This window comes from Pseudoalteromonas sp. HM-SA03 (assembly GCF_002289345.1).
Taxonomy (GTDB): domain Bacteria; phylum Pseudomonadota; class Gammaproteobacteria; order Enterobacterales; family Alteromonadaceae; genus Pseudoalteromonas.
Window position 1 is genome coordinate 31,696 of record NZ_NSDG01000099.1, and the last position, 13,772, is coordinate 45,467.

Here is a 13,772-nt window from a genome sequence, read left to right on the forward strand (position 1 = left end):
CATGAACACACAAACAATAATAAATCAATGTCTTGAGCAAGGAGTTCGACTCTCCGTAGAGAATGGCAATTTGCAAATCGATGCGCCAAAAGGTGGGTTGAGCAATGAAATGATCACTATTTTACGAGAAAATAAAGCGCAGCTTATTGAGTTCATTAATAAATTTTCAGCACAGAAAAGTGCTGTTGAAAAACAAAAACTCAAGCGTGCGGTGATTGATGGGCCTATTCCGCTATCTTTTGCTCAACAGCGCCTTTGGATTATTGACCGTATTGAGCAAGGTTCTGCACAGTACAATATGTCTGCTGCATTTAAGCTAGATGGCAGCCTTAACCAAGCCGCTTTTATTGCTACGATCGATGCCGTGATTGAGCGCCATGAGATTTTACGTACTGTATACAAAGAAACGAACGACAAATGTGAACAGGTGATCCGAGAGCAGGTTGATAGTGCGGTGACCATTATTGATTTCACTCACTTGCAAGGAGATGACCTGTACGACGAGATCCGTTCGTTGGCAGAGCAAGATGCGCTAAAGCCATTCGATCTGCAAAACGACACTATGCTGCGAGTTCAGTTAATTAAAGCGTCAGGGTCTGAGCACTATGTTTTGTTTAACATGCATCACATTGCCTCAGATGGTTGGTCTCTTGGTGTGTTAGTCAAAGAGTTCTTGGAAGTATATACCGCGTACAGTCAAGGCAAACCGAATCCGTTAGTTGAGTTGGAGGTACAATATAAGGACTATGCACACTGGCAACGTCAATGGCTACAAGGTGAAGTATTTGAAAATGAAGTGGGTTACTGGCGCGAACAGTTAAAAGACCTACCAGCAACACACAGCCTACCATTAGACCGTAGTCGCCCAGCACAGCAAGGCTTTTTAGGTAATTCATTGCGCCGTGAATTGAGTGTCGCGCTAACGAAAAAACTAGACGTATACTGCCAACAACAGGGCGTAACACAGTTTATGGCTCTGCAAACGATTTATGCCTTATTGGTTGGCCAGTGGAGCGCCGAAGAAGATATCGTTATGGGTACGCCAGTCGCAGGCCGTATTCATCAAAACGTTGAACCACTCATTGGCTTCTTCCTAAACAATTTAGTGCTACGTACCGATCTGTCAGGTAATCCAAGTTTCAATGAACTTATCGCCAGCAATAGAACTACGTTATTAGAAGCATTTGAACATCAGCATCTGCCGTTTGACGCGCTTGTTGAAGACCTGAATCCTGAGCGTAGTAGCAGTCATCAACCTATGTTCCAGCTTTGGTTTGTACTACAAAACCATGATAGCGGTACGTTTCAGCTCCCTGGTTTAGAAATGTCGGATCCGGAAGAAATCCTGTCAGGTGTTGACGTGGTCAACTTCGATATCTCACTAAGTGCCGCGGTGGAAGAAGGAAAGCTAGTACTGGCTTGGCAATATAAGTCAGATCTGTTCGATATACATACCATGGAGAACTTTGCCCAATCATTTGAAGCATTGCTAGCAAATGCTATCGCTAATGGAGACGAGAAAATCTCGACAATTTCTGGCGTGACTGAAGGCACCCTACAACCTTGGCAAAATGCGAATAAGCATACCTTTGAAAACAAAACCAATCTGATTAAGTCGATTTTTGAATTCGCACAACAAAACCCAGATGCAATCGCGTTACGAGTTGAAGATGAAGCCATTAGTTATGGTGAGCTTGCAGCGAAAGTCAGTGAGTTTTCTCAGCAATTAACAGCGCAAGGCGTGGTAACTGAGTCTCCTGTCGGTATTTGTGTCGATCGCAGTATCGAACAGCTAATTGCTCAACTAGCGGTGATGCATGCGGGTGGCGCATATGTTCCACTAGATGCCGGTGCACCTAATGATCGCATCGAATACATCATCGCTGACACTGGATTACATATTGTTGTTGCTCAGTCTCATTACAACGATAAATTCAAAGACATCAATTGTCAGACTCTGACCATCGATCACACTCAATTAGCGGCAACAGGTGAGATCAGTGTTGACGATATCAGCTTGTCAACTGAGCAATTAGCTTACGTGTTATATACATCAGGCTCTACTGGTAAGCCAAAGGGCGTGGCAGTTCAACACGGTAACTTGGTGAATCTTGCAAACAGCATGAAACTTCTGTTGTCTGAGCGTGGGGTTTCAGGTCAGTATCGCTGGGCATGGAACGCGCCGATGATTTTCGATGCTTCTATTCAAGCTCTAACTCAGTTGGCTTTCGGTGTGGAGCTTAATCTACTGAAAGATGAATTGCGAAAGGATCCAAGCAAGTTACTTAGTTACCTTACCGAAAATAAAATCGACGTACTCGATACCACCCCTGCATTAGTTGATTTAGTGCTTCGTGAAGCCAGTGAGCAGGGAATTGCATTGCCGAATTTATTAATCGGTGGTGAGGCTATCAGCTCTGAATTATGGCAAAAAGTGGCATCACATGCTTCTGAACATCAACGTTTTGCGCTCAACGTCTATGGGCCTACAGAGTGTACTGTTAACGCGACTTTCTCTGATATTACCGCTGATTCTGTACCAAACATTGGGCGTCCATTGCCGAATTGCCAGACTTATATTTTGAATGACGCACTAGCACCGTTAGCGGCTGGTGCAAAAGGTGAAATATACATTGGTGGTGAAGGGGTTGCTCGTGGCTACTTTAACAATGATGTGTTAACCGAAGAGCGTTTCATCGAGTCTGCTACTTTTGGTCGTATCTACAAAACGGGTGATTTAGGGCGTTGGCTGGCAGATGGCACTATTGAATACCTAGGACGCAGTGACTTCCAAGTTAAGTTACGTGGTTATCGTATCGAACTAAACGAAATTGAGTCAGTTATTTTGGAAGATGCGGGCGTAACTGATGCTGCAGTACTCGTCAAGGATGAACAGCTAGTCGCTTACGTGGCGGGTACAGATGTAAACCAAAATAGACTCAGTGATTGGATGAAAGCAAAACTTCCTACTTATATGGTTGCTGCCGCCATTATTGCAGTTGAAGAAATCCCGTTAACGAAAAATGGTAAACAGGATCGCAAAGCACTACTTAGCATTGAGCTTGAAGAAGTGATTGATGATTACATCGCGCCAAGATCGGAGATGGAAGCGCGTTTACAAACCATTTGGCAGGACTTATTGGGCAAAGAGTCTATCAGCATGGACGACAACTTCTTTGCTATCGGCGGTCACTCTCTATTGGGGATCCGAGTTGCGAGTGCCTGCCGTGAGCAACTTAGCATTGAAATACCATTAAAGGTGCTAATGGAAAACCCGACTATTCAAGCACTAGCTGAACAGTGCGAGCTCTATGAGAAACAAAAGTTAGTAATGTCTAGCAGCGTCGTGCGCGATGATGACGAAAGGATGGTGATATGAGTGTAGAGCACATCATTGAGCAGTGCTCTACTTTGGGCCTCAGGCTGTCTACGGACGGCCAGAGCCTTAATATCACTGGCGATAAGAGTAACCTGATCCCTGAACTCATAGCGATGCTTAAGGAAAATAAAACAGCTCTGATTACATATATTCAGCGGTTTGCTGCGCTAGAAGGTGAACGGCAGCGTTATCGTATTACGCCAGTAGACAGAAATGGGCTGCTGCCCGTTTCTTCAGCACAACGCCGAATTTGGTTATCACAGCAGATGTCAGATGCTACGGCGACTTACAATATGCCAAATGGCGTGCACATAGTTGGAGAGTTTGACGAGCTTATGGCTCGTCAGACAATGCAAATGATAGTTGCTCGTCATGAAGCATTGCGCACCGTTGTACATTACCAAGGCGAACAGCTGGTACAAACGGTACGTGAAGTGGGCGATGTTGACTTTATTATTGAAGATTATAGTCATTTATCAGTTGCAGAAAGCGAGGCGCTCGCACTTGAGTTTGTACGTAAGGACGCTGATAGGCCTTTTGATCTTGAACATGACCTCATGCTTCGAGGTGGTTTTTTAAGGCAATCTCCAGAGCGGGGTATTTTGTTCTTCAATGTCCATCACATTGCTGCTGATGGCTGGTCAATGGCATTGCTACTTGATGAATTCAAGCATATTTATAACGCTTTATTTCATGGTATTGCGCCACAGCTTCCCGACGTTGCAGTGCAATATGCCGATTATGCTAATTGGCAATCAGAGATGCTACGTAGTGATAATGTGGAGGGATCAAAGACCTACTGGCTAACTCAATTACAGGATTTGCCGAGCGTTCATAGTATCCCATTGGACTTTTCACGACCGGCATCTACCTGTGGTAGAAGTGACTTTAGAGTTACCCAGTTATCAGCTTCTTTAAGTCGCAAGCTAAAAGCGTTGGCGACAACACGGCAAACATCATTATTTGTGCTGTTTCATGCCGCTATTTCAGTGGTACTGGGGCGCTACGCAGGTAGTGATGACATTGTCGTGGGCACGCCAGTGGCAGGTAGAAAACAAAAAGAACTAGAAAAAACGTTTGGCTGCTTTATTAACAACTTAGTGTTGCGCTTACGCCTAGACTCAAAGCAGTCATTTGCCCAGCTGTTGTCGGCAGCCAAACAAGTGAATGAATCTGCGCTTGAGCATCAGGATATTCCATTTGAATATTTAGTTGAGGCGTTAAAACCAGAGCGTAGCAATGGTTATCATCCGCTGTTTCAAATCGCGCTCGTACAGAATAATCTAGATATTAGCACAAAGGCAGAGATCCCATTGGCGGGAGAGGTCGTGTTGCAATCGTTTGACTCAGCAGAGCTAAGCGCAAAATACGATATCCAAATAAACATCGTCGACACAGTTGATGGCATTCAAGTGAGCTTTTCATTTGACACTAACCTGTTTAAGGCCGAAACCGTCGCGAGAATGACCCGCCAGTTACAGACCATTTGCAAGCAAATTGCTGACAATATTGATACTCCTATAGAGCAACTTGTGCTGATGGATGATACCGAACTTGCCCAGATACAAGAATGGGAGCAATTCGCTGCATATCAGGGAAATAATTTACCTATTCATAGCTATGTAGAGCATTGGGCAGGTAGCGATCCAGACAAATCAGCTATTTGTGTCGCCGGTAACACCCTGAGCTATGGAGAAGTAAATACCCGAGCGAATCAATTAGCAAGATACCTACAAAGCCAAGGTGTAAGTAAAGGAGCATTCATTGGCGTGACATTCGAACGTTCTACGGAGCTCGTGATTGCCATGCTCGCGATTGTTAAAGCAGGCGCGGTTTACGTTCCTCTAGATCCCGATTACCCGGCGGCTAGGCTGCAATATATGATCGAAGATACGGCGCTAAAGCAAGTACTGACTACGACAGCGTTAGCACCCATTTTTGAGCTGTACGAGATTGCTGTCGTGGCAGTTGATGCGTTACAAATTAAAGCTGAAATTGCAACTCACAGTGGTACTAATCTTGATTTAACCACCAGTGGCGATGATCTTGCCTACATTATTTACACCTCTGGATCGACAGGTAAACCAAAGGGGGTGATGGTTGAACACTTAGGTATTGAGCGATTAATACACAACCCTAATTATGTCTCATTGAGTTCGGCTGAAAATATCTTATTCATTTCCAATACCGCATTTGACGCCGCCACATTTGAGATTTGGGGAGCATTGGCAAACGGTGCAACATTATATGGGATGGATAAGGCTTGTTTACTTGATGCCAACCGCTTTGCTGATGAAGTTCGTCGCATGAACATTTCCACAGCGTTCATCACTGTGGCGCTATTTAATCAAATCATTGCTATTCGTCCAGATGCATTTGCCTCACTAAATAATGTCATGGTTGGTGGAGAGAAACTCGATAAATATACTATCGATCGCGCATTAGCTAGTGGTAAGCCCACGCGTTTATTGAATATTTATGGACCGACTGAAAATACGACATTTAGTACTTACTATGAAATTGAAGAAGTAGGGAGAGTCCAATATCCAATCGGTAAGGCAATCTCAGGTACGGGTTGTTATATCTTGGATGCTGAGCAGCAACGCAGTGCTGTTGGCGTTGTTGGTGAGCTGTACTTAAGCGGAATAGGACTTGCCAGAGGGTACTTAAACAAAGCTGATATGACAGCAGAGCGTTTTGTCCATGTTGATTCAATTACGAGTGAGCGACTTTATCGCACCGGCGACATGGTTAAGTGGGATGAAAATGGCAATGTTTGTTATATCGGCAGAACCGATAATCAGGTAAAGATCCGCGGATTTCGTATCGAGATTGGTGAAATAGAGCAAGCGCTAACAAATCTAACCGATGTCAAAGAGGCCGCAGTACAAGTCGAAACTGAGAGTGGGCAAAAAAGCTTGATTGCTTATGTAACCTGTCATCAGGTACAGAGTGTTGAGGCGATTAAACAGGCACTTACTCCGTGTTTGCCTTTACATATGCTCCCGGCTCAGTTTGTACTTTTAGAAGCGATGCCACTCACCGCAAATGGCAAAATAGATCGTGCCCGCCTGGTGCGTGAGCAAAGTAATACGGCTACGAAACTGACACCACCCTCTAGCGCTTTAGCGAGTGTAGTTGCCAATATTTGGGCTGTTGCTCTGCAGCTTGCGCCAGAGCACATTGGCATGGAAAGTAATTTCTTTGAACTCGGCGGCCATTCGCTACTGGCAATGAATGTCGTGCACAAAATTCATCACGCTGCACAATCTGAAGTGCCTGTGCAATGTTTATTTGAAGCGCCTATATTGGCTCAATTTACCGAATTAGTCGCGCAATATCAGCATACCACTAGCTTACTTAGCGTCACCAAAGCGCCAAGTTCGGAGCAGGGGTATCCCTTGTCGGCAGCACAGCGCAGAATGTGGCTTATCGACCAACTTGGTAATGGTAGTGCGCAATATAATCTAAATTATCAGTTTGCAGTTCGCGGTGATTTTAACATTGATTCAGCCGAACGCGCGTTTTTAAGCCTGCTTCAGCGTCACGAAGTATTAAGAACGTCTTACCATGAAACCGATGAAGGCGAGATACAGCTGGTTCAGCCAATTTCAGCATTTACTATTGCTCACTACCATACCAGTGCAGAACACTATGCTGATGAGTTAATGAGAGTGCAAAGTGAGTTGAATGAATCATTTGATCTCACCAGTTCTCCGCTGATACGCGTGGCTTACATTGATGGTGCTGCGCAAAATTCGGGTACCTTACTATTGTGCTTACATCATATTGCTACCGATGGTTGGTCGATGAACATCTTGTTTAACGAGTTCGCCGAACTCTACCGTGGAGAGCAAGAAGGTAAGGTGCCGAACTTGCCGCATAATGCGCTTAATTACACGGATTATGCTGTGTGGCAGCAAACATACTTAACCAGTGAGAGTTGCTTAGCATCGCTTGAACACTGGCAGGAGCGCCTTAAGGATGCACCAGCAGAGCATGGTATTACCTTGGATTTTCCTCGGCCGAAAATTAAACAGCAAGCTGGAGCCGTTGTAACTCAGGTTCTTGCAAAGGCTGAAGCGTTGGCGTTAAAGGATTTTATCGGCACGCATAATCTAACCCCATTTATGTTGGCACATGCAGCGTTGTCGCTTGTTGTTGCACAGCATGGTCGAGAATCCCAGTGCGTAATTGGCGCGCCGGTGGCTGGTAGGCATGATCAAAAGCTAGCCGATTTAATTGGACTATTTGTCAATACCATTGCACTAACGGCGCACACCAACTTTGCGACTCTGGGAGAGTATTTAGCTCACATACGTGACGTTAATATTGCCGCACAATCACATAATTTGGTGCCTTTTGATTTAGTAGTTGATGCGCTAAATGTGAATCGCTCCGCAGCGATAAGCCCAGTATTTCAGATAATGTTGACTACGGATGGGGAAGACAGCTTCCGGTTTGATAAAGCAGACTCGATAGAGGCTTTATCAGGTGTTGAGTTTACCTCGCTAATGGATGGAAAGATCACAACCAAGTTTGATTTAGATGTTCATTTTGAGCTGTCTGACCACCAGTTAACCGTTAATTGGGTATACGACACTAGCCTATTTAAAGCATCGAGCATTGAGCGATTATCCGAGCAGATGATGCAGTTGTTACGCGCGTTGGTAAAAGGCAATTCGCAGCGCGATATCATGACTTTGCCTATGAGCGCGTTGACGCTTTGTAACGAAGCTCAAACCACAGCACTACTCGCTATGTTGAATCCGCTAGACTCGACGCAGCCTGTTGTTGCCGAGAGTTTGGTCACATGTTGGTCAGATACTGTAGTAAAGCACGCAACTAACATCGCGCTTCACTGGCAGGATCAAAGTTGGACCTTTCAAGCATTGGCATCGCGTGTAGCAAAGTGTGCGCAAGTGCTCCAGACAGTTCATGGTATTGAGCGTGGACAGGTTATCGCTGTGCAGATGGACAAAAGTGATGAGATGGTCGTTGCTTTGTTAGCCATTATGACTGCTGGCGCAGCTTACTTGCCGCTAGACCCAAGCGCGCCGAGAGAACGAGTTGATTTTGTGCTAGCTGATGCTAAAGCCAGTCTGTTGATTTCACAGCCTGCTTATCAGACGCGCTTTGATAGCGCTCAGTGCCCAAGTACTACCGTCAATATGTTAGAAGTCGCACAAGTCGCTGGGGAAGTTACCCCTGTTATCGTCTCGGCAGAGGATCTTGCCTATGTGATATACACCTCAGGTACTACAGGGCAACCGAAAGGTGTCATGGTATCGCACCGCAATGCAGTTTCATTGATGGAAGAGATGCAACGCTGGCCAATATGCCAAGGTGAACAAAACTGGGGATGGAATGCTAACTATGTCTTTGATGCATCGTTGCAGGGGTTGTTGCAGCTGATAGCTGGGATGGCGTTAACACCGATACCAGAAACCCTTAAGTTACAACCACAACAACTGGGCGAATACCTTAGCGACCATAACGTGACGGTATTGGATTGTACGCCAAGCTTAGTCGAAATGTGGCTGGATGAAGACCTAGATGCGCAATTACCAAACCTTATTATAGGCGGTGAAGCCATCTCTGAATCACTTTGGCAGCGTTTGATTAAGTGGCAGCACCTGCATGATCGGACGGCATTGAACGTTTATGGTCCAACAGAATGTACCGTCAATGCAACGGTTGCTGAAATCTCAGGCTCCTGTCCACATTTAGGTTTGCCGTTATCTAATACTCGTTTGTATGTGCTTGATGATCATCAAAGATTAGTCGCAGAAGGAATGAGTGGGGAGTTATATATCAGTGGTGAAGGCGTTGCAGAAGGGTATTTAGGTAAACCTGAGCTAACTGCCAGCTGCTTTATTGATAACCCGTTTGGTTACCACCAATCATGCCATGCTCGGTTATACAAAACAGGCGATATCGTGCGTTTTTCAGACGGTATTTTGCACTACGTAGGTCGTGCTGACTCTCAAGTGAAACTAAATGGCTATCGAATTGAATTGGCTGAAATAGAGCAGCATCTTTTCGCTTTGCCTGATGTCGTAAGGGCACATGTGATGATTAGTTATTTAGCAAGTGGTACTCCTATGCTTGTGGCATATGTACAAGGTGTATCTGAAGTGCTTGATAGTACTGGGTTGAGCGCTACATTAAGTGCGAAATTACCAAGCTACATGGTACCTCAACAATATATTGCCATGACACACTGGCCAGTTACTCGCAACGGCAAACTGGATATTTCTGCATTACCACAAGTCGAGGTTGAGCCATCCGGGGACAGTTTAAGCACTGAGACGGAGTGCAAGTTAGCAGAGGTATGGCAAGCAGTATTAAGGCTACCGACGGATACGCTGCTGTTTAAGGGGTCGTCGTTTTTTGATCTAGGTGGCAATTCATTGCAAGCGGTCGCGCTAGTCCGAGCAATTAAAAAGGCGTTCAATGTGCAGCTCAATGCACTAGATGTTTTTCAGCAGCAAACGCTGAGTTCACTGGCAGCAAAAGTGGATGCTATGGGTAGTTATGGTGACCTTAAACAACTTGTGTTGTTGCGTGAAGGCGATGACCAACAACCCCCGATTGTGTTTATTCACCCTGTGGGTGGTCAGTTGACTTGCTATGCTCAATTGGTTTCTGAATTGGAAACAAATGTACCTATTTACGGGCTGCAATCCACGACCTTGCAATTCAGATCGATCACTGAGCTGGCCACACATTATCTGTCTTTGCTTGAGGCTGATATCGAACACCCGAATTATCATCTGATCGGTTGGTCGATGGGTGGAGTGATTGGTCACACCATGCAAAGGCTGGCACAAGAAAAAGTACTTAGTCTGACCATGATTGATTCATATATTCCTGAACTACATAGAAATATTGAACAAAATGAATTACAGCGGTTAGGCGCTTTTGCCGAAGAGCTTGGGGTGTCGCTGGATGGCATTGCCGTTGAAGATGTACAGCATTTGGATCACGAGCAACGTCTGGCGATGCTTCATAAGTTGTGTGTGACACAGCACCTTGTCTCTGAAGCGTTTACCTTGATGGATTTGCAGATGCAATGGCAAATATTGAGCCATAACCATGCATTATTTTCAGCCCATACCTGCATTCCTTCTGCATCCAGTGCTCGGCTAATTTACGCCAGCGATTTTACGGCTATAGAGGGATGGTCAACACGTTTATCACACTGTGAAGCATTCGGTATTGAGGACACAGAACATCATGCCATTATGAAAGAAAATGAACTTAAAATACTGATTAATAAGCATTTAAACTAAAATATAAAAGGAAATATCCATGTTAAAAGATACTGTAATTTTCAAAGAGCAATACAACGGTCAAATGCCAGCTGCACTTCAGGAGCGTTTTTTACCGGAAGGTCCAGATTTCCCGCTTGTAATTGAAGATACTAGCGGAACACACAGTGCCGCGCAGTGGGTTGCTGACAATGCAGCAAAAATAGATCAACAGCTGAAACAATTCGGTGCGATTCTACTACGTGGTTTTAATCTACAGAATGAAGACGACTTCCGTGACGTCGCAAATGAATTTATTCCGACACTCGCAAAATATATGGAAGGCGCGACACCTCGCACTAATCTCGGCAAAGGCGCTTACACCTCAACTGAGTTTCCTAATGAATTGAGCATCGCACAGCACAACGAGTTGTCATACGTTAAACAATGGCCAATGAAGATTGCATTTAGCTGCATGATCCCTGCAGAGGAACGCGGTGCGACACCTATCGCAGATGTTAGAAAAGTGCATGACTATATTGACGCTGATATTAAAGCCAAGTTTGAAGAGCATGGTTGGATGTTAGTACGAAACTATGGCAATGGCTTAGGCCCAACTTGGCAAAAAGCATTCAACACTGATGATATTGAAGAAGTTAAAGCATACTGTCATAAAGCGGATGTTGAGTTGGAAATTATCAGCGCCGATCAAATCCGTACTCGCCAAGTGCGCCCTGCTATTCGCGATCACATTCATACCGGTGAAAAGGTGTGGTTTAACCATGCTGCATTCTGGCACCCGTCAAGTTTGTGTCCAGTGATTAGAAAAGAGTTAGTGTCTCAATTTGGCGAAGAAGCGTTAACTTATAACACAATGTATGGCGACGGCTCTGTGATCCCTGATGATGTGATTGAGCATATTAACGAAGCCTATAAAAAAGCGACCGTAACTTTCTTGTGGGAAAAAGGCGATGTGTTACTGATGGATAACATGTTGGTATCACACGGCCGCGACCCATTCAAAGGCGAGCGCCGGGTTGTTGTTTCAATGGGCGAGCCAGTGGAACTATAAGTTAGTCATGTGGCTCGTGACTGTGAGCCCCAAAATAGCAGGTTTATTATGTTGCTTTACTATATTAAAAAATTCAAAAAGATCATGTTCTTATCGGGGCTCGCTAGTTTGTTTACTGCGGCTACATCGATAGCTTTGTTTCATATGATAGGGGAAAGTGGGGAAACCGGTTTTCAGCCTCTAGAGGTTGTTGTGTTTGCGGTATTAGTCACGTTTCTATTAGCGGCTTCAATGACGACGAGTTACTTTCTCTCTCAATACAGTGCAGGCACAGTAAACAGTGTGCGCCAAAACCTAGTTAGTCGAATTTTGGGAACCGATTATGACAAACTAGAAAAAGCTGGTAGAGCGCGACTGTATAACGTTCTGACTAATGATGTGAATGCTATCTCGGGGGCGCTCGCTGAGATGCCAGCTTTCGTTTATAACAGTTTTCTGTTGTTAGCTTGTTTCGGTTATCTATTTGTACTGTCTGAAGTCATGTTTGGCATTCTCGTCTTGGCTGCCTTCGTGTCATTTTTAATCACAAAAATAGTAATGACAAAAATAACCAAGGCCGCAAACCAAATGCGTGAACATCAAGACCATGTATTTGAGGGCTATAAGGGTATTTTAGATGGCGCGAAACAATTAACAGTCAACAAAGCGAGACGCCAGTATTTTTTTGAGAAGCGCCTACAGCCAGTGATGACTGAATTACGCAGCAGCGAGCGTGAATATGGCTTTGCCTGGGACATTAATCGCAATATAAGTCAGGTGGTGATTTTCATCACGCTGGGCGCCATAGTTGCGGTAAGTCATTATCTACAACGCACTGAATTAGTAATGAGTTATATCCTTATCGTAACTTACATTGCGGCACCATTCGGTTATGTGATGAACCTATGGCAAAACATCGCGCGGGCGCGCGTCTCAATGCAAAAAATCGAATCTTTACAGCTTGGCAGTGAACAAGGTGGATTAACTACAGATCAGCATGCGTCGCTTTCAGACAACTGGAATAAGTTAGTTTTTAAAGATGTCTCTTTCGCCTATGAAGCGAAAGGAGAAGATACCGCTTTTTCTTTGCCTAAACTGAATCTGACTTTTAATAAAGGAGAAATTATTTTTATTACCGGTGGTAACGGCAGTGGTAAGTCAACATTCTTACACTTGCTATTGGGCCTTTACACCCCTTCAAAGGGCGTAATAAAAGTAGATGAACAGGAAGTGCATGCAGCTCAACTTGATAGCTATAGAGATAAAATTACGATGGTACTGCCCGATTTCTACCTTTATCGTGAGCTGTTAGATGCTAAAGGTGAGCCAGTAGATAGAGAAAGGGCGAATACATTGCTGGCTCAGTTTCAATTGGATCACAAGCTAAGTGTGGATGAGGAAGGGTTTTCTGCCACACAGTTTTCCCAAGGACAGAGAAAGCGTTTGGCATTGATCGCCTCAATTCTCGAAGATAAAGATATTTATGTGCTAGATGAATGGGCGGCAGATCAAGACCCACATTTTAGAGCGCTATTTTATCAAGAATTGCTGCCATGGTTGAAATCGCAAGGTAAAACAGTAATTGCAGTAACTCATGATGACAAATACTTTCACCTCGCTGATCGCCATATCAAGTTTGATCAGGGGCAGGCAGAAGAGTTGAACCAGAAAAAACAACAAGCTGCATAAATAAAGGAGCACATATGTTTGATTTTATCAAAGGTCGCAAGACCCCAGAAACACCAAAAAGTACGGATATCGAAGTTGTTGGAGCTGAAAGCGAAGTGACAGTGAAAGAATCCCAGTACATCGACGGTGGTAAAGTGGTGAAAGAGCGCCATGTAACTGTTACCAAAGGGGATGGCGGACCAGTCCCAACCACGCCGAATCCGCCCCAAATTCCAGCTAAATAGGTGCTGAACATTGAGTGGCGCGAGACGAAAGCTTCGTGCCACTTTAGCTCGCTTTTAGCGTGTTAAAACGATTTAGCTGACTGTGTTGTAGGTACTATTGCATTCTTTTAACGTACCTTTTGATTAAACCTCGGTGTGGAAGAAAAGTACACTCTTACCTTTCTCACCAATCCTCG

At 44.6% G+C, this 13,772-nt stretch carries 5 protein-coding genes; all 5 read left to right on the forward strand.

Annotation, left to right across the window (positions count from 1 at the left end; genetic code table 11):
- Position 1 precedes the first annotated feature (1 nt).
- From CKO50_RS18925 to CKO50_RS18945, 5 genes are read left to right on the forward strand one after another with little or no spacing between them, the layout of a single operon-like run.
- Entirely contained in the window at positions 2-3,379 is a 3,378-nt protein-coding gene (locus CKO50_RS18925; RefSeq protein ID WP_095729410.1) for a non-ribosomal peptide synthetase, read from the forward strand.
- On the forward strand, positions 3,376-10,674 hold the full coding sequence (locus CKO50_RS18930) for a non-ribosomal peptide synthetase (RefSeq protein ID WP_095729411.1): 7,299 nt from the start codon (positions 3,376-3,378) through the stop codon (positions 10,672-10,674). The genes CKO50_RS18925 and CKO50_RS18930 overlap by 4 nt, the downstream gene beginning before the upstream one ends.
- 19 nt (positions 10,675-10,693) lie before the next feature.
- Positions 10,694-11,704 (forward strand): TauD/TfdA family dioxygenase, encoded by a 1,011-nt coding sequence (locus CKO50_RS18935; RefSeq protein ID WP_095729412.1) that lies wholly within the window; start codon positions 10,694-10,696, stop codon positions 11,702-11,704.
- Between the two features lie 48 nt (positions 11,705-11,752).
- The gene (locus CKO50_RS18940; protein ID WP_095729413.1) at positions 11,753-13,372 is read left to right on the forward strand and encodes a cyclic peptide export ABC transporter; all 1,620 of its coding nucleotides are present in this window, start codon (positions 11,753-11,755) and stop codon (positions 13,370-13,372) included.
- A gap of 14 nt (positions 13,373-13,386) precedes the next feature.
- The gene (locus tag CKO50_RS18945; protein ID WP_095729414.1) at positions 13,387-13,596 is read left to right on the forward strand and encodes a hypothetical protein; all 210 of its coding nucleotides are present in this window, start codon (positions 13,387-13,389) and stop codon (positions 13,594-13,596) included.
- Positions 13,597-13,772 lie beyond the last annotated feature (176 nt).